Raw genomic sequence first — 17,515 nt, forward strand, 5'->3', positions numbered from 1 at the left:
GCGGTCGCCCGGCGACGAGCGGTTGTGGCGGCTCGCCGGCTTCTCCGGAAGGGCTCGCCGGTTCTCCAGAAGAATTCGGCGACTCTCCGGAAGGACTCGCTGGTTTTCCAGAAGGACTCGCTGGTTTTCCGGAAGGGCTCGCCGGTTCTTCGGAAGATCACGCCTGCCCGCCGGAGAGGTAGGTCAGCGCACCCGCCGCGATCTGAAGTCGTACCTGCGCGGCCCGGCTCGCGGCGATGCCTGCGCCCGCGGTTCCGCCTCCACTTCCGGCTCCACTTCTGGCTCTGCTTCCGGCTCCGGCTCCGGCTCCGGTTCCTCCCGCACCGGCGGCTCCGCCCTGATCTCGGGGATCGCCGGTGCGGTGACGACCTCCGTGCGCGGCTCGCCGACGGGCCGCCGCGTGGTCAGGTCGATGACCGTGCCGTAGCGGCTGGTCGCGGCGTGCGAGGCGGCGAACAGGATGAGCACGTTCACCAGCTTCAGGAACAGCAGCATGCCCACCGCGCCCGCGACGACCTGGTACGCCGGACTCGCCGAGCTGAAGTTGAGATAGACCTGTCCGATCGTCTTCAGCAGTTCCAGCCCGATGGTGATGACCAGGGCCGGTCCGATGACCCGGCGCGGCGACAGGCGCAGCCGGGGGGCCAGCGTCAGCAACGCCGTAGACAGCAGGATGTTCACGCAGATGCCGAGTATGAAGGCGACCGCGGACAGCGCCCACTGCGCCGGTAGCGCGTCGGCCCCGATCGTCTGCCCGGCCAGCCAGGTCAGCGCGGTCTGGGCGCCGAAGGACAGGGTCAGCGAGACCGACAACAGCAGCCCGAGCGTGACCAGCACGGCCAGGTCGATCAGCCACCGGAGGAAGAAGTTGCCCGGATACTGCTCCAGGCCCCAGACCGCCCGCATGGAGGAGCGCATCGAGTCGATCCAGAACAGGCCGGTCAATGGAAGGCCGAACGAGGCGATCACCCCGGCCGTGTCCCGTGCGTCGCGCAGCGCCTGCACGTCCAGGCGCGGGAACGTGTCGCTCAGATAGCTCTCCACCTGACCGAGCGCGGCGGGCGTGTCCAGCACGTGTCCCATGATCACGAAGGCCAGCAGGGCGAGCGCGAAGGTGGCGTAGAACGCGTAGTAGGTCATCCCCGCGGACAGGCGGCCCGCGTCGGTGCGGTCGTAGTGGACGGCGGCCCGGACAAGATGGTCGAACCAGCCGCACCGATCCCGCGCCGCGGCCCATGCCCTGACGAACCCGCTGGTCCAGTGGCTCGCCTCGGGGGTGGCCTTCATGACCGCGCACTCTACCCTCAAGCGGTCGTTTCACCGCTCATGGACCGGCCGACCTTGGTGAAATCCGGAGCGGAACGGCTCGCCGCCGTCCGGGGGCGGTGTTGTTCCCGGAGGGTGGGCGAGCCCCGGCTCCGGCCCGATCCACAACGAGCCGACAAAGGTGTCGTTCTGCCGTAGCGCGAGACGCGATTAACCGTATAGAAATACGACACCACTTCGTTTAAGGCTTGACGTAAGCGTGGCGGTGACGAGAGAGCGCTCTCTCGCATCCCGGTGACGTCACGCCGCCCGTTCTCGACAGGCAGGTCGATGAGAACAGCCCGTGACCAGGATGTACGCGCGGAGGCATCTCCTTGGTCCGTCTCCTCGCGATGGCCACCTCGATGGCGGCATCGAGGTCACGAAGACGCCAGGGGCCAAGTTCCGCAACACGGTGACGGTCTTCCTCGGCGGCAGCGGCGGCATCGAGCCGACGATCGACGACATGGGCACCCCCGTCGTCGGTTCGTACGGGACGAGCAGTGTCGTCAGCTACCCCTGACCTGATCTGACCCATTCGTCCGCGGGCGTGCCCCCGCCCGCGGGCCCGGTGGTGGCCGTCCGCCGGCGCCGACCCGGAATCCTCCGGGCCGGCGGGCGGTCACCGCTCCCGCGCCGGAGGCACGTCCACCCTCGGCCCGCGCAGGAGCCACCACAGGATCGACGCCTGGACGAACCCGGCGGCGGTGAGCAGCAGCAGATGCGCGCTGACGGGAATCGTCTCCGGGGGGATCATCATCACCAGCCACGAGAGCGGCAGGGTCACCAGGATCAGCGTGACCGCCGACAGGCCCTGGTCGCTCTGGCGCATGCCGACCTCGGCGAAGACGTGCGCACCGATGACGAGCAGCATGTAGCCGCCGCTGAGGACGAGGGCGAGGGTGCCCCGCTTGTACCGGGAGGCGAACCGGACCGCGTCGCGAACTGGTCTCATGCCCCAATCCTGCCCCTCGGACCGCCGGTGAGGCCTCCGTACGAATACCTGATCCGTCCCGGTACGAGTACTCAGAAACCGGTCCAGTCGTTCCGACCGCGGCCCGTTGCGGCCCGTCGCGGCCCGTCGCGGTTCCGTTCGGGAGCGCGGCTCGGCGGGGAGACTCACGTGTGGTTCGGCGGGGGAGACTTACGCGCGCGGTTCGGACGGGAAGCCGGTCCAGCGCAGTTCGGCGGGCAGGTGGCCCATGTCGTTGTAGCAGAGGAGGCTGGAGAGGTGGCCGGGCGCGTACCGGATCACCGTCAGGGCCGCGTTGCAGTGGTTGAGCCCCAGCCAGCGCCACCGCGGGGCGTCCTGCGCGGCCCGGACGAGCCAGCCGACCAGGAAATTGTGGGTGACGACCAGCTCGTGACGGGCCTCCTCGCCCTCCACCGGACCCGTCAGCCGTTCCAGGGCCTCACGGGCCAGCGCCGCGCCGCGCTCGCGCTCCTCCGCCGGGAACAGGTCGAGGAAACGGAGCAGGTAGTCGGCGGACTCCGGCGGCAGCTCCTCCCTTTCCGGTACGTACGGGATGTAGTCTCCGGCGAGTTCCGAGACGCGCACGGGGACGCCGTCCAGCTGCTCGCCGATGAGGCTCGCGGTCTGCGCGGCGCGGGGCAGCGGGCCGTGGTGGATCGCCGAGATGGGGACGCTCCGGAGCCGCCTGCCGAGCAGCACGGCCTGACGACGGCCGTTCTCCGTCAGCCCGGTCTCGTCCGGTGAGGCCTCGCCGTGCCGGGTGATGTACAGATAACGGGGAGAGTGCGACAAGGTGCTCCTTCCGGGTCCGGGTCACCTTATCGACGCGGGCGCGGCGGTGGCCGGTGTCTCATGCGAAGCACCTGGGAGGTCGCGGGCCCTCGGCCCGCGTGCCACCTTCCGAGGCGATGGCCGGTGTCTCGAAGCTCACTCGCCTCCGGGGACCTCGGCGAGGAGGGTGCGGACCGGCTCCTCGATGTTTCCCCCTCAACGTCTTCCCGCTCGGGCCAGCGCGTCCTCGGCCTGCGCGGCCAGGGCGGGGACGAGATCGGCCGCGGACGGCAGGTCGTTGACGAGGTCGACGGCCTCGCCGGCCCATACCGGCAGCGGGGGCACGTCGCCTCCTGCCACGGCGTCGAGATAGGCCTGCCTGGCCTGGGGGTCGGCGGCGAGTTCGGCTTCCCGGCCCCGCCACCGGTCGAGGTAGGGGTGGCCGAGAGTGCGGGCGGTGTATCTCGACGGCCACCGGGAGCCTCGGACGATATCCAGCACGCTGCTGCGCTCGGTGTCCTCCCCGACTCCCTCGATGATCGTCTTGATGATCGAGGGATCGGCGAGAGCCTCGGTCGTGACCTGGAAACGGGTGCCGATGAGCGCCCCGGCGGCGCCGAGGGCCAGGGCCGCGGCCACGCCGCGGCCATCGGCGATCCCACCGGCCGCCAGTACCGGCACCGGTGCCGCCAGGTCCACCACCACGGGCACGAACGGCAGGGTCGACCGCCCGTGCCGCGCCCCGTGCCCACCGCTCTCCGTGCCCTGCGCCACGATGACATCGGCGCCCAGGTCCACCGCACGCCTCGCCTCGTCCAGGTCGGTGACCTGGACGATCAGCGCCGCACCCGCCTCGCGGACGCGGCCGGCGAACGGGCTCGGGTCACCGAAGGACAGCATCACCGCCGCGGGGTCGTGCTCCAGCGCGCGCTCGACCGCGCCGACGTCTATCGCCCAGGTCAGGAAACCGATTCCCCACGGCTTGTCCGTACCTTCCGCGAGGAGCGGCAACTCGCGGGCCAGCCAGTCGCGGTCCCCGTCCCCCGAGCCCAGCAACCCGAGCCCTCCGCCGCGAGAGACGGCCGCCGCCAGCGCGCCACCGGCCGATCCGCCCATCGGTGCCAGTGCGATCGGGTGCTGAACACCGAACAACTCCGTGAACGCCGTCGACAACGTCATGACCGCCATCATCCTCTTCGCCGATCTTCAGGGACTTTTCGCGGCCCGTCGGTGGCGATCGTCCGATGAAGGATTTCGGCCCGGCGCGGTAAGTACAGGTGACCTCATACGCCAGGAAAGGCCAGCATGTATGACAATCCCCCGCGAAGCCATCGAGGTCGATGACGCGACCATCATCGAGAGGTCGCTGAACGAGCCCGAGGCCTTCGCCGTCCTGTTCGACCGGCACGCGCCACTCCTGCACCGCTACGTGACCAGGCGACTGGGACCCGGCGAGGCGGAGGACGTCGTGGCCGACACCTTTCTGGCCGCCTTCCAGCGCCGGGGCGTTTACGACCGGGGCCGCTCCGACGCCCGCCCGTGGCTGTACGGCATCGCCTCCAACGTGATCGGCAAGCGCCGGCGCACCGAGACGAACCTCTATCGCGCGTACATCCGCAGCGGCGTACATCCGGCGGAGATACCCGGTCTCCAGGTGGAGGACGGAATCAACACCCTGGCCGTCAACCGGCCGCTGGCACGGGCCCTGCTGGGGCTCAAACGGGCCGATCGCGACGTACTGCTGCTCGTCGCCTGGGCCGAACTGAGCTACCAGGAGGTCGCCGACGCGCTCGCCATCCCACCCGGAACCGTGGCCTCGCGACTCAACCGGGCCCGTCTCCAGATCCGTCAAGTCCTGAACCAGGAAGAACAACGAGGAGAATGACGATGGACACACTGAAATCCATGTGGGCGACCATCCCACCGGCCACTCCCGGGGAACTCGCCGGAGCGCGGCGACGGCTCCTCGCCGGGATGCGCCCCCGGCGGCGCCTCGCCACCGCCCCCCGGCTGCTGGTCGCGGCCGGTGTCGCGGCGGCGGCCGTCGGCACAACGCTGATCATCGGAAACGACACCCCCGCCTACGCGCTGGCCATGAGCCCGGACGGCACGCTCACGGTGACCGTCAACGAGCTACGCGACCCCGAGGGGCTGCAGGCCAAGCTGGGCGCGGCCGGCGTCAGGGCGGACGTGACGTTCCTGGCCACGGGCACGCGGTGCGCGGCCCCCCGGTTCGCCGCTGTGGATTCGACCTACGACGGTCCGCCCGCCGCCGGACCGGAGGAACTGCGTACGGCCGTGAACGAATCGCGTTCGCCCAAGGCCGCCACGGTGACCTCCATACGGACGATCCGGATCTCCCCGGAGCACATCAAGCCGGGCGAGACGCTCGTGATGGAGTTCCGCGACAACGCGAACGCGCAGGCGCCCTGGCGGCTCGGCACGTGGCTGGCCCAGGCGAACACCCCGGTGCGGCCGTGCACGCCTGTCGAGGACACCGGCTGAGGACCTCCGGAACCGGCCTTCCCGGCGAAAACCGGTAGATCACCAGATCGTCGCCGTACAGACTGGGCCGCATGACGGGAGACGACCTGGTGTCGGCGGCGACGATCGGGAGGGCCGAGGAGGTCAGGAGGCTGCTGGAAGGTGCTGTGCCCCCGGACGAGCCCAGCGAGGACGGCGGCACGGCCCTCTATCGGGCCGCCGTGCGGGGGGACGCGGGCATCGTGCGGATGGTGCTGGCGGCCGGAGCCGATCCCGATCGGGAGAGCGGGGGCGAGGGCGAAGGGCTGCCCCTGTGCGCCGCCGCGTGCTGGGGGCACGTCGAGGTGGTTGCCGCGCTGCTCGACGCCGGCGCCCATCCCGACCGGCGAGAGGACGTCGAAAGGACCGCGATGACGGCCCTGCACTGGGCGGCGTCGAACGAGCACCTGGCCATCGTGAGAACGCTGCTCGACCGGGGCGCCGTCCCCGACCTCGATGATTCCGCCGGGCGCACCGCCCTGTCCCACGCCGCCGAGCGCGGCGCGGCGGCCGTGGTCAGGACCCTGCTCGACCACGGGGCGAACCCCGCGTCGGCCGACGGCCGGGGCCGGCGCCCTCTCGATCTCGCCCGGCGCTACGCCGGTCGCGACATCGAGGCGGAGGTGCTCGCGCGGGCCACGGAACACGCCCCGCGGGGAGCGCGGATCACCGTCCGCCGCGAGGGGTCCGAAGGAGGCGACGTGCGGATCGTGGCCGAAGTGCGCGACGACACGGGCGAGCTTCGCTCGGAGTCACGGCTCGGCACCGGCCACGCCGAGATCGTCCGCCTCATGGAGATCTGAACGCCGGCTACGCCGGCCGCTCACGGCGCTCCCAGGAGCGGGAATCGACGACGTGACGCACCGGACCGATCCCACGTTCGCGGACCGTGACTTCCGGCGTTCCATCACCTCGAACGGACCTGGAACGGACCTGGAACGGAGCCGGGGAGCCCGCCTGGAGATCGCGCTCAAGCGGAACGCTCGGCCGGTCAGGCTGTTCCGGCCCGGCCGCGCAGGCGGTCGCTGAGTACGACGGTGTGCGGGAGCGTCCGCAGCGCGTCCGGATCCGCTGCCACACCATGCCCTCCCAGAACGGCGGCCAGGTGCGTCCAGTGCGCGGCCGCCACCTCCTCGTACGTCTGATTTTCGGCCGGCTCGTCCGGGCCGACCACGGTCCGGGAGGTGTCCTCGATCTCGCCGGCCGTCGTCGTCTCCCACAGGCCGGTGCCGCCCCAGCCCCGGTCGTCGAGCAGTGTGATCCGGCGACCGTCGTCGAGGACGGCCGAGAGCGTCGCCGACACCGACACCCGGCGCGGGTCGCTGTCAGCCCGTTCGTCGAGGTCGACTGTGGTTTCGAGGTGAACGACCGTAGTCACAAGGACATCCTGCCCTGAGCCAGCTGATTGACTCCACACCGACGGGCTTGGCCCAGGAGGCCATCACGGTGACCTGCTTCCCGTCCGCCTCGTCCCACCCCGAGGGCAACATCTCGGGGACGGAGGATCAAGGTCGTCCTCGCGCGTATGCCAGCCGGTAGACGTTCCTCGGTATCTCATCCAGTAGCCGGCGGGACTGTGCCGGATGGTCCAGGACGGGAAGGCCTCGGTGAGGATCCGCTGCCACTCGGTGTCGTCGTCGGCAGCCGGGACCGCGAAGACGAGGTAATCCTGGAAGTCGGGACGGTTCCGCTACGTGATGGGTGCCCGGATCCACGAAGCAGCGGAGGAGGAAGAAGTCGGTGTCATGAACGGCCTGCTGCTGCAAAATGACCAAGGCGCTCCTCGATGATCAAGGAACGCCCTGTTCAAGAGACGCGCACCCTGCAGGATTCGAACCTGCGACCGTCGGATTAGAAGTCCGATGCTCTATCCAGCTGAGCTAAGGGTGCTCCCGCTCAATTGTGCATGATCCGGGGAGTGCCCACGTATCGGTTTTGGGCTGGTGTCGTGAGGATCACTCTGTGGATCCCCCTCTCTGCGGGGGGAGTGGCCGCCCTCCCGCCCCGGCTCAGGCGGGTGACGGCCGTTCGAAAGGGGGAGCCGGGGCGGCGGAAGCGGCTTATGGCGGGCTGACCTGGTCGTTCTTCCGCCGGGCGCGGCGGGGGCGGGGGCCGGGTGTTCGGAAGTTCGGGGGTACGGCCTTCGGGGAGGGTGCGGGCCGGATGTTCGATAGGCAGGGAAGGCCTCCGGGTGGCTCGTCTGGTGAGGGCGGTGTGCCCGAATCGTTCTCCTGACTAGACGAGGCGGTCTAGGCTCGTATGCCATGTTCGTCACCACGGTCCAAGAGGAGATCCCCCTTCTGGGCGGTGATGTCACCGACGGGGTGGTGCGGGTCGGGGACACCGTCCGGCGGCCCAGCAGGGCTTCCACGGGGTCGGTGCACGCGCTCCTGCGTCACCTGGAGCGCTCCGGGTTCGAGGGTGCTCCCCGGGCGCTCGGGGTGGACGAGCGGGGCAGGGAGATCCTGAGCTACGTCGAGGGGGAGTCCGCGGCCAGGCCGTTGCCCTCGTACGCGCTCACCGGGGAGTCCCTGGCCGCGCTGGCGCGGCTGTTGCGCGGGTTCCACGACGCGGCGGAGGGGTTCGTCCCGTCGCGGGGGGCCGTCTGGGAGGCCGGGTCCAACGACGACGCGGCACCGGAGCTGATCGGGCACTGCGACGTCAACCTCGACAACGTGATCTTCCGCGACGGGCTTCCCGCCGCGCTGATCGACTTCGACATGGCCCGGCCGACGACCCGGCTGTTCGACGTGGTGACCACGCTGCGCCACTGGGCGCCGATCGCCGATCCCGTCGATCTGGAGCCGCTCCAACGCCGTCTCGACGTCGGTCCCCGGCTCCGGCTGTTCTGCGACGCGTACGGCCTGACGTCCCGTGACCGCCGTCACCTGCTGGATCTCGCCCGGCTCCGCTTCGACCGCTCGTACCACGCGATGCGGGTCAAGGCCGAGGCGCAGGGCGAGGGCGGCGGATGGGCCCGGATGTGGGCCGGTGGGGCGGGGGAGCGCATCCGGCGGGCCTGCGTGTGGCTGGAGACCCACCAGGATGAGCTCCATGAGCATCTCGTTTAGGCAGTCGAAGACCAGGAGGAGGCCGGGGATGGCCGAGGGGGTGGGGATGCTCGCCGGGGTCGCGATCGACGCCGTGCTCGCCGACCCCCGGCGCGGGCACCCGGTCGCGCTGTTCGGTACCGCCGCGGCCGGGGTGGAGCGGCGGGTGTACGGAGACGGCCGGGCCAGGGGCGTTCTGCACGTGGTCCTGTGTGTCGTCCCGGTAACGCTGCTCGGCCACGTCGCCTCCCGGGCGCGCAACCCGGTGGCGCGGGCCGCGCTGAGCGCGGCGGCGACGTGGGCGGTCGTCGGCGGTACGACGCTGGGCCGCGAGGGCGCGGCGATGGCCGGACTCCTGGAGGACGGCGATCTGGCGGGGGCGCGGGGACGGCTGTCGCACCTGTGCGGGCGCGACCCGTCCGGGCTGGGGGAGTCCGGGCTCGCCAGGGCCACCGTCGAGTCGATCGCGGAGAACACCTCGGACGCGGTGGTGGCGCCGCTGTTCTGGGGGGCGGTGGCCGGGGTGCCCGGCCTGCTCGCGTACCGGGCCATCAACACGCTGGACGCGATGGTCGGCCACCGGAACGCGCGCTACGAGCGCTTCGGGTGGGCGGCGGCCCGCCTCGACGACGTCGCCAACTTCGTCCCGGCCCGGATCACCGGGCTGCTCGCCGCCCTCGGCGCGCCGCTGGTGGGGGGTTCGCCGAGGCGGGCGGCGGCGGTGCTGCGCAGGGACGGCCACCGCCACCCCAGCCCCAACGCGGGCCGCTGCGAGGCCGCCTTCGCGGGCGCGCTGGACCTCACGCTGGGAGGGGTCAACGTGTACGGCACCCGCGTGGAGCACCGGCCGGAGATGGGCGACGGGCCCGAGCCCTCGGTCGCGGACATCCGCAGGTCGGTACGGCTGGCGCGGGCGGTGGGACTCGGGGCCGCGGCCCTGGCGGTCCTCGCCGTCCTGCGGCGCCGATAGGTGGTCCCGGGGAGCCGGGGGAGGACCGAAGGGCCCGGACGGGGGCGCCGGGGGCCCTCCGGGAGTCCGGGTGGGCGGTGCGGACGCCGGGGCGGCATGCTGGTCGCCATGATGGTTGATTCCCCCGGAGAAGTGCCCGTGATTCTGATTTGCCCTGATGTCCCCCGTCGTTCCGGTGCTGTGGGTCGGGCCGGGGTCGCCGGTCCTCTGGACGGGGCGAACGCGTGAAGGGGGCGCTGCTGGTCGCGGGGACGACCTCCGACGCGGGCAAGAGCGTCGTCACCGCCGGGATCTGCCGCTGGCTGGCCCGGCAGGGGGTGAGGGTCGCGCCGTACAAGGCGCAGAACATGTCGCTCAACTCCTTCGTCACCGCCGACGGCGCCGAGATCGGCCGGGCCCAGGCGATGCAGGCCGCCGCGTGCGGGCTGGAGCCCAGCGCGGACATGAACCCGATCCTGCTCAAGCCGGGCAGCGACCGGCGTAGCCAGGTCGTGGTGATGGGCAGGCCGCTGGCCGAGGTCGACGCGATGGAGTACTGGGACGTCAAGGAGCGGCTCCGCCAGGTCGCGGTGGACGCGCTGGAGCGGCTGCGGAGCGCGTACGACGTGGTGGTCTGCGAGGGGGCGGGCAGTCCGGCGGAGATCAACCTGCGCCGGGGGGACATCGCGAACATGGGGCTGGCACGTGCCGCGAACCTGCCGGTCGTCGTGGTCGGCGACATCGACAGGGGCGGGGTCTTCGCCGCGCTGTACGGGACGGTGGCGCTGCTGGAGCCCGCCGACCAGGCGCTGATCGCCGGGTTCGTGATCAACAAGTTCCGGGGGGCGCCCGAGATCCTCGAACCGGGACTGGACATGATCAGGGAGCTGACCGGCCGCGAGGTGTACGGGGTGCTGCCCTGGCTGGACGGCCTCTGGCTGGACGTCGAGGACTCCCTGGCCCTGGACAACCGGCCCGCGATCGGAGCGCGCGCCCCGTACGGCAGGCAGACCCTGCGGGTGGCGGTGGTGCGGCTGCCGCGCATCTCCAACTTCACGGACGTGGACGCGCTGGCCTCTGAGCCCGGGGTGGCGGTCCGCTTCGTGACCTCCCCCGGTGAGCTGGAGGACGCCGACCTGGTGGTGCTGCCCGGTTCCCGGGCCACGGTCTCCGACCTGGGGTGGCTCCGTTCCACCGGACTGGCCGCGGCCCTGCCCGGCCGGGCGGTGCTGGGCATCTGCGGCGGCTACCAGATGCTCGCCAGGACCATCCGCGACGACGTCGAGTCGGGGGCGGGCCTGGTCGAGGGGCTGGGGCTGCTGCCCGCGTCGGTGGAGTTCGCCGCTGAGAAGACGCTGGGCCGGCCAGCGGGCGCCGCGTACGGACACCCGGTCTCCGCGTACGAGATCCACCACGGCGTGGTGACGGCCGACGGCGGCGAGCCCTTCCTGGACGGCCGCCGGGACGGTTCGGTGTGGGGGACCACCTGGCACGGCGCCCTGGAGAACGACGGTTTCCGCCGGGCCTTCCTCGCCGAGGTGGCCGCCGTCTCCGGGCGCGACTTCACCCCGGCGCCGGACGTGTCGTTCGCCGCCCTGAGGGAGGAGCGGCTGGACGCGCTCGGTGACCTGATCGAGCGGAACGTCGACACCGATGCCCTGCTCCGGCTGCTGGAGGGCGGGGCTCCGCGAGGGTTGCCGGTGTTGCCGCCCGGCGGGTCCTCGCGCGAGGCTCCTGACTTCTCGGCCGGTGTCACCACGGCGGGTTGAATCGGTATGTCTTTCGTCGTCGAGCCGAGGTTCCCGCCTGTTCTCTCCTGTTTCCTCCGCCGGTCTGACCGTCGCGCTCTGCCGGTGGAACCGGTTCCCCTCTCCTCGCCTTCCTTCGAAGAGCGAAGACGGATAAATCATCCAGTTGGGGAAAAGGAAGGTTCCTTCCGCCGGGTAAACTCGGTATTCCCCCGCCAGATCTCATGGGGGTATGGGAGGCCGACCATGACCCGCATCTTGATGCTGCTCTTCGTCATCGCGGTGGTCGCGGTGGTGGTCCTCGGCGTGATCCTGTTCGTCCGCTCCTCCGCGGCACGGGCGTCCGAGGCTCGCGCGGCCGTCGCCGACAACCCCCGCGAGATCCTCAAGCGCCGCTACGCGGCCGGTGAGATCGACGAGGACGAATACCTCCGCCGCATGTCGGGCCTCTCCCAGGAGTGGTAGATCCCGCCGGCCGTCCATGACCCCCCGGTGCTCCCGGGCCTCAGCTCCTGGGAGAGGCTTTAAAGCTCCCGAGAAGCGGATTTGTCGGCATATCGCTTTCTTTTCGGTGATCCTCGGTAATCCTTGAACGGAAACTCCGCAATGCGCCGAGGAGCAGGATGCCCGGACTCGAAGCCGTCGCCGCCGCCGCGGGAAAGGCAGTGGTGGAACGCGCCATGCGTGAGGGGCTCGCCGCCCGGACGGCGAGGGCCGAGCGGGGCGCCGACCTCACCACCCTCATCCAGAGCGGGTTTCCCGACCGGTTCCTGCGGCGCAGCCTCGAACGGCAGCTGGAGGCGATAGCCGACGGGGTGGAGAGACGGCTCACGGTGCTCGTCGAGCGTGAGTACGGCGGGCTCGCCGAGAACGACCGGGCGGCTGTCCTGCACGAGGTGGTGACGGCCGTCCAGGCCGCCGACCTCTCCGACCGGGCGCTCCTGGCCGCGGACATGGACCCGATCAAGCTCGCCAGGGCCGTCCGGTCCGGCCTGCCCGATCCGGCCCCGCAGCTCGGCGAGGCCGGGGCACGCCTCTTCGACGTCCTGCTGGACGAGTGCCTCGACTGCCTGGTGCGGATCGTCCAGCAGCTCCCGCAGTATCTGCCCCGCGCGGGAACCGAGCTTCTCGGCCGGGTCTCCTCCGTGGAGAGCCGCGTCTCGTCCGTCGAGGACCGTCTCGCCACCCTCGGCCAGCAGGTCTCCTCGGTGCTCGCCCGCCTCCCGGCCCGTTCCCTCGACGCGCCCTCGGGAACCTGGGACGACGACGAGTTCCTGCGCCGCTATCTCGGGCACGTCAGCACGACCCTCGACGAGGTCGAGCTGTTCGGCGTCCGGGTGGAGAGCTACCGCCCCCGCGCCACGCTGAGCGTCGCCTACATCAGCCTCAACGCGTATCCCGACGACCTCGACCGGGGTGAGGCGCTCCCGCGCGTCCGTTTCGCCGAGCTGACCGGGGCGGTGGCCCACCGCGAGCCCGTCACGTCACGGGTGGAGAGCGCGCTCGGGCGCTTCCGTCGCGTCCTGCTCAGGGGAGGCGCGGGTTCCGGCAAGAGCACGCTGCTGCGCTGGCTCGCGGTGACGGCGGCCCGGGGCGGCCTCACCGGGGACCTGGCCGGGTGGAACGGCTCCGTCCCGTTCGTGATCAAGCTCCGCAGCCACGGCGAGGGGAGACTGCCCGCCCCCGAGGACTTCCTCGCCGACGTCGCGAGGCCGGTCGCCGGGCTGATGCCCGAGGGCTGGGCGCACCGGGTCCTCGGTTCGGGGCGGGCCCTGCTGATGGTGGACGGCGTGGACGAGCTGAGCCCGAGGCACCGCCCGGCCGTCAGGCAGTGGCTGGACGGTCTCCTCGCGGCCTACCCGGAGATCCGGGTCGTCGTGACCTCCCGCCCGGCGGCGGCCGACGCCAGGTGGCTGGAGGGGGAGGGCTTCTCGTCGGTGACGATGGAGCCGATGACCCCGGTCCACCTGCGGGAACTCGTACGGCAGTGGCACACCGCCATGCGGGGTTCCGGGAACCTGCCGTTCGCGGACGAGAAGCTCGACGAGTACGAGGGCGCGCTGCTGGCCAGGTTCGAGAGCAGCCCGTACCTGCGGACGCTCGCCTCGACGCCGCTGCTCGCGGCGATGCTGTGCGCCCTGAACCTGGACCGGGACAAGCAGCTGCCCCGCAACCGGATGGGACTGTACGCGGCGGCGCTGGAACTCCTGCTCCAGCGCAGGGACGCCGAGCGGGGGGTCGTCTCGGAGGTCGTCCTGGAGCCGGAGCAGAAGGTCCGGGTCCTGCAGGACCTGGCCTGGCAGCTCGGGGTGTGGGGCCGGTCCGAGCTGTCCAGGGCGACGGCGCTGAGGCGGGTCGAGGAGAAGATCCGGACCATGCCCCGGGTGGGGTGCACCGCCGAGGCCCTGCTGGACCACCTTCTCCAGCGCAGCGGTGTCATCAGGGAGCCGGTCTCCGGGCGGATCGACTTCGTGCACCGTACGGTGCAGGAGTATCTGGCGGCCAAGCAGGCGGCCGACGACGCCGACGTGGAGCCGCTGATCGAGCGGGCCCACCTCGACCAGTGGCGCGAGACCGTGGTGATGGCCGCCGGGCACGCCAACGCGCCGCTGCGCGAGGAACTGCTGAGAGGACTGCTCGCCCGCGTCGCCGAGGGGGGCAAACACGCCCGGCGGTTGCGGCTGCTCGTGGTCGGCTGCCTGGAGACGATCCAGGAACTGCCACGGGGCCTCGCCGAGGACATCGAGGAGTGCTTCGCGGCGGTGATCCCCCCTCGGAACGCGGGCGAGGCCGCGGCTCTCGCCTTGGCGGGAGAGGAGGTGCTCCGGCGCCTCCCGGACGACCTCACCGGCCTCTCCCCGTCACGGGCGATGGCGACGGTGCGGACCTGCTGGCTGATCAACGGCGCGGAGGCGCTGGAGCGGCTCTCCGGATACATCGGCGACTCCCGTTTCGACGTGCAGCACGAGCTGGTCACGGCGTGGGACTACTTCGATCCCGGGGAGTACGCCCGGCGGGTGCTGGCCGACGCTCCCCTTTGGAACGGGCCGTACGGCGGATTCGCGAGCGTGAGCAATCCACGGGTCTTCCCCCATCTCCGCCACCTGCGCGGCCTGGAGGACCTGCGGATCGGCTTCGACGGCGAGGACCTCGGTTTTCTCAGGGACGTCCGCCCGCTGCGCAGCCTGGGCGTCTTCCGGCTGCCGGGGCCGGGATCGCTGGACGTGCTGGAGCGTCATCCGGACCTGAGGAGACTGTGGGTGCGGTTCAGGGAGGATCCCGTCGCCTCCCCGTGGCCTCCCATGCCGCCCGCGCTGCTGTACGCCTCCGTGTTGCACCACGATCCGGTGCCCGGCATCGAGTTCGTCGACCGTTTCCACATGGTCGAGGTGCTCAGTCTCGACCGTCTTGACGAGGTCACCGACTTCACCCCGCTGACCCTGCTGACCGGGCTGAGGATGCTGTTCCTTTACGACTGCCACGGCCTTTCCGACCCCTCCGTCTTCGGGAGGCTTCCCGGCCTGGTGAAACTGCACCTCACCCATCCGGCCCTCGACGGGCTCGGCGGGCTCGTCGGCAACTGCCCAGGCGTCAGGCGGATCGGGCTCCAGCACGCCTCCTGGCTGGACGACATCAGCCCGCTCGCGTCGCTCGCCCTTGAGGAGGTGGCGCTCTCCGAGTGCGTCAACCTCTCCGACCTCACACCGCTCTCCGGGCTGGGGGAACTCCGGGAGGTCACCATCAGGGGCTGCGACGTCCGCGACCTTTCGCCTCTCGGGCCGTTGGAGAGACTGGAGCAGGTCAATCTGGCCGAGTTGCCCGGTGTGATCGATGTCGCGCCCCTCGCGGGGAAGCCGCGTCTGGTCATCGAGCTCGACGACGGGCAGGAAGTCCGCAACGCGGACCTGCTCGACCCGACCGCAAGGATCCGGCGCCTGTAGCCGGCCGTGGGCGCGGGAGGCGGCCGGTTCCCGGCTCAAGCTTCCGGCTCAACCGGCCCAAGTTTCCGGTTCGGGCCGCGGGAGTGTGAGCGGCCGGTTCCCGGCTCAGGCCGCGGGGGCGGGGGCCGGCTGGTTCTCGGAGATCCAGGTGTCGATCTCCTCCCACTGGTCGAAGAGCCAGCGGATCTGGTCCTCGCGGTCGCGCGGCACGTCGGCGGCCTGGACCCGCCACCACTTGGCCTTGATCTGGGCGCTGAGCGGGAGGCGGGTCCAGATGTCCCCGAAGGTGACCAGGTCGTCGAGGCCGGTGTGCGCGACGAAGACCACGTCCGCCTCGGGACAGGCCTCGATGGCGGCGATGGCCCCGTTGGGGCGGGGAGCCATCAGGTGCTCCAGCCTGCGGGCTCGCGCGGCCTCCTCGGACAGGCCCTTCTGCTCCAGCCGCAGGATGGCCCGCCAGCGGCGCTTCGGGGTGAAGTTGCCGCCCTCGGGGAAGATCACCAGGGCGTCGTCGGCGTCCATGTCGGAGGACAGGCGGCGGATCTCGCCGAGAATGCCGCTCTCGGCGGCCTTGCGGGGGACGAAGGCGTTGGGGAGGCGGTTGATCACCACGTCCAGCGAGGGGTCGAACTGCAGGGCCGCCTTCATCACGATCCTCGGGCGCCTGCCGTACCGGACGAGGAGGTGGTGGACGAGCAGGAACGAGTCGCCGGGGCCCGCGTGGCGGGACAGGACGATGACGGGACGGGTGAGGCGCCGGGAGATCTCGTCGGAGGTCGGCGGTGGCTCGTCGACCTCGACGCTCAGGCGGAAGATCCGCACCGCGGCCTCGTAGATCTTGGACAGGAACCACTGGATCAGCTCGTAGTGCCGCTCCTGGTACTCGTCGCGGTTGAGCCGGCCGCCCAGGCCGTTCGTCACCCACAGCCACAGGCAGGCGCACAGCGCCATCGACTCCAGCGTCAGCCACGCCAGCGCGAACCAGACCAGCCGGGTGCCGCGCCGCTGCGGGGGCGGCAGGCGCAGCGAGGCCGCGGTCACCACCAGCAGCCAGATCGGGAGCGTGAGCACCGCGACGACGGTGAGCACGATGACGAGCGGGGCCAGGACCAGGCGGCGGATGATGCGAGGAGGCAGCACGAGCGACTCCTGCCTGTGTGGATGTGCGGTTGTGGTGCGCGTACGGGATGCGGAGTGTGCTGCGGTCGTGCGCGTGTGTGTGCGGTTGTGGTGCGCGGGTGGGGCCGGTGTGACTCCGGGGGCGATGGTCCGGACATATCCCTAATATGGAGTGGAATACCCCGGTGTGGACGTACGACGCGGTGTGCTTCACATCGGTGCGGGTGAGGGCGGCTCAGGGGGACGATCGCCGGGCCAGGTAGTCGGACGAGGCCCGGTATGCGCGGTCGATGTATTCAGATATATGCGATAAATCCCGGTAACGCAGCTGAGACAGATCTATTCCTGGACGGGATTCGGCCCCGGCCGGCATGACATGGACCTCGATGTCGTCCGGCAGGGTGGCCATCTCCTCGGTGAAGCGGTGCCGCCTGGCGATCTCGAAGGCGGTCATGCCGACCTCCCACGGGCGCCGGGGCACCACCAGGGGACGCTCGATCCTGCCCACGTGCAGCACGTAGACCCGCCGGGCGCCGAGCGCGACGGCCCGGCCGACCGGGATGCTGTGCACCAGCCCGCCGTCGAGGTAGTGGCCGTCGCCGATACGGACGGGCGGCAGCAGCCCGGGGACGGCGCAGGAGGCGAGGACCGCGTCGACCAGGGGGCCCTCGGTGAACCAGTGCGCGGCGGCGCGCTCGACGGAGGCGGCCACGCACTGGAACGGCACGGAGAGGTCCTCGATGCGGGAGACCGGCAGCGTCCGGGCCAGCAGGTCGCGCAGCGGCCCTGAGGAGTGCAGGTGGGTGCCGCTTTTGGCGAGGGTGGACAGCCGGGTCACCCAGGATCCCGCGAACGCCGTGCGGACGATGTCCGAGGCCCACAGCGTGGTCAGGCGCGCGACCGCGTCACCGGGGGCGGCGGCGAGCACGACGCCGTTCAGCGCGCCCACGGACGTGCCGATGATCACATCGGGCTTGATCCCCGCCTCGTCGAGCGCCCGCAGCATGCCCACCTCGTGGGCGCCGAGAACGCCCCCGCCACCGAGTACGAAGGCAGTGTCCAGGCTCATGGGCTCACCCTAGCCCCGCTGTCGAGCGCGGCACGGCGGAGCGGACTCCTCCGGGGTGCGAACACAT

16 protein-coding genes and 1 tRNA gene are annotated in these 17,515 nt (G+C 71.2%); 9 read left to right on the forward strand and 8 right to left on the reverse strand.

Features of this window, described 5'->3' with window-relative positions; translation table 11 throughout:
* Positions 1–183: 183 nt before the first annotated feature.
* Positions 184–1,287 (reverse strand): YihY/virulence factor BrkB family protein, encoded by a 1,104-nt coding sequence (locus tag ACSC1Q_RS13975; RefSeq protein ID WP_436759117.1) that lies wholly within the window; start codon positions 1,285–1,287, stop codon positions 184–186.
* A 322-nt stretch (positions 1,288–1,609) separates the two neighbouring features.
* Here ACSC1Q_RS13975 and ACSC1Q_RS13980 point away from each other — a divergent pair, with 322 nt between their 5' ends.
* Entirely contained in the window at positions 1,610–1,828 is a 219-nt protein-coding gene (locus ACSC1Q_RS13980) for a hypothetical protein (protein ID WP_436759118.1), read from the forward strand.
* Positions 1,829–1,927: 99 nt separating this feature from the next.
* Here the strand turns inward: ACSC1Q_RS13980 and ACSC1Q_RS13985 are convergent, their stop codons facing one another.
* The 3 genes from ACSC1Q_RS13985 to ACSC1Q_RS13995 all read right to left on the reverse strand — a co-directional run bounded on the left by ACSC1Q_RS13985 (position 1,928) and on the right by ACSC1Q_RS13995 (position 4,228).
* Complete coding sequence (locus ACSC1Q_RS13985; protein ID WP_436759119.1) at positions 1,928–2,260, reverse strand: SCO4225 family membrane protein; 333 nt, start codon at positions 2,258–2,260, stop codon at positions 1,928–1,930.
* A gap of 189 nt (positions 2,261–2,449) precedes the next feature.
* Positions 2,450–3,070, reverse strand: coding sequence for a histidine phosphatase family protein (locus ACSC1Q_RS13990; RefSeq protein ID WP_436759120.1), 621 nt, complete (start codon positions 3,068–3,070; stop codon positions 2,450–2,452).
* Between the two features lie 195 nt (positions 3,071–3,265).
* Positions 3,266–4,228: an NAD(P)H-dependent flavin oxidoreductase gene (locus ACSC1Q_RS13995; RefSeq protein WP_436759121.1), complete on the reverse strand. Its 963-nt coding sequence runs from the start codon at positions 4,226–4,228 to the stop codon at positions 3,266–3,268.
* A gap of 130 nt (positions 4,229–4,358) precedes the next feature.
* Between ACSC1Q_RS13995 and ACSC1Q_RS14000 the strand changes: the two genes are divergently transcribed.
* The 3 genes from ACSC1Q_RS14000 to ACSC1Q_RS14010 all read left to right on the forward strand — a co-directional run bounded on the left by ACSC1Q_RS14000 (position 4,359) and on the right by ACSC1Q_RS14010 (position 6,375).
* Positions 4,359–4,934: an RNA polymerase sigma factor gene (locus ACSC1Q_RS14000; RefSeq protein ID WP_436759122.1), complete on the forward strand. Its 576-nt coding sequence runs from the start codon at positions 4,359–4,361 to the stop codon at positions 4,932–4,934.
* 2 nt (positions 4,935–4,936) lie between these two features.
* A complete protein-coding gene (locus ACSC1Q_RS14005; protein ID WP_436759123.1) occupies positions 4,937–5,554 on the forward strand; it encodes a hypothetical protein in 618 nt (205 codons plus the stop codon).
* Between the two features lie 71 nt (positions 5,555–5,625).
* Positions 5,626–6,375, forward strand: coding sequence for an ankyrin repeat domain-containing protein (locus tag ACSC1Q_RS14010; protein ID WP_436759124.1), 750 nt, complete (start codon positions 5,626–5,628; stop codon positions 6,373–6,375).
* 188 nt (positions 6,376–6,563) lie between these two features.
* On the opposite strand, the gene ACSC1Q_RS14015 is transcribed toward ACSC1Q_RS14010, so the two are convergent.
* Together ACSC1Q_RS14015 and ACSC1Q_RS14020 are read right to left on the reverse strand one after the other, a co-directional pair.
* The gene (locus ACSC1Q_RS14015) at positions 6,564–6,950 is read right to left on the reverse strand and encodes a hypothetical protein (RefSeq protein WP_436759125.1); all 387 of its coding nucleotides are present in this window, start codon (positions 6,948–6,950) and stop codon (positions 6,564–6,566) included.
* A 438-nt stretch (positions 6,951–7,388) separates the two neighbouring features.
* A tRNA-Arg gene (locus tag ACSC1Q_RS14020) sits at positions 7,389–7,462 on the reverse strand.
* Between the two features lie 374 nt (positions 7,463–7,836).
* On the opposite strand from ACSC1Q_RS14020, the gene ACSC1Q_RS14025 reads away from it, so the two are divergent.
* From ACSC1Q_RS14025 to ACSC1Q_RS14045, 5 genes are all read left to right on the forward strand, one after another.
* Entirely contained in the window at positions 7,837–8,643 is an 807-nt protein-coding gene (locus tag ACSC1Q_RS14025) for a phosphotransferase enzyme family protein (RefSeq protein WP_436759126.1), read from the forward strand.
* Positions 8,627–9,592, forward strand: coding sequence for a cobalamin biosynthesis protein (locus tag ACSC1Q_RS14030; protein ID WP_436759127.1), 966 nt, complete (start codon positions 8,627–8,629; stop codon positions 9,590–9,592). The genes ACSC1Q_RS14025 and ACSC1Q_RS14030 overlap by 17 nt, the downstream gene beginning before the upstream one ends.
* A gap of 224 nt (positions 9,593–9,816) precedes the next feature.
* Positions 9,817–11,340, forward strand: a complete 1,524-nt coding sequence (locus tag ACSC1Q_RS14035; protein WP_436759128.1) for a cobyric acid synthase — start codon at positions 9,817–9,819, stop codon at positions 11,338–11,340.
* Between the two features lie 225 nt (positions 11,341–11,565).
* On the forward strand, positions 11,566–11,784 hold the full coding sequence (locus ACSC1Q_RS14040; RefSeq protein ID WP_436759129.1) for an SHOCT domain-containing protein: 219 nt from the start codon (positions 11,566–11,568) through the stop codon (positions 11,782–11,784).
* Positions 11,785–11,942: 158 nt separating this feature from the next.
* Positions 11,943–15,260 (forward strand): NACHT domain-containing protein, encoded by a 3,318-nt coding sequence (locus tag ACSC1Q_RS14045; protein ID WP_436759130.1) that lies wholly within the window; start codon positions 11,943–11,945, stop codon positions 15,258–15,260.
* A 105-nt stretch (positions 15,261–15,365) separates the two neighbouring features.
* Here ACSC1Q_RS14045 and ACSC1Q_RS14050 read toward each other — a convergent pair whose 3' ends face one another.
* Together ACSC1Q_RS14050 and ACSC1Q_RS14055 are read right to left on the reverse strand one after the other, a co-directional pair.
* The gene (locus ACSC1Q_RS14050) at positions 15,366–16,400 is read right to left on the reverse strand and encodes a 1-acyl-sn-glycerol-3-phosphate acyltransferase (RefSeq protein ID WP_436759131.1); all 1,035 of its coding nucleotides are present in this window, start codon (positions 16,398–16,400) and stop codon (positions 15,366–15,368) included.
* A gap of 214 nt (positions 16,401–16,614) precedes the next feature.
* Positions 16,615–17,448 (reverse strand): patatin-like phospholipase family protein, encoded by an 834-nt coding sequence (locus tag ACSC1Q_RS14055; RefSeq protein WP_436759132.1) that lies wholly within the window; start codon positions 17,446–17,448, stop codon positions 16,615–16,617.
* Between the last annotated feature and the right edge of the window lie 67 nt (positions 17,449–17,515).

Source organism: Streptosporangium heterodermiicola, assembly GCF_051390675.1.
In the GTDB taxonomy this organism is placed as follows: domain Bacteria; phylum Actinomycetota; class Actinomycetes; order Streptosporangiales; family Streptosporangiaceae; genus Streptosporangium.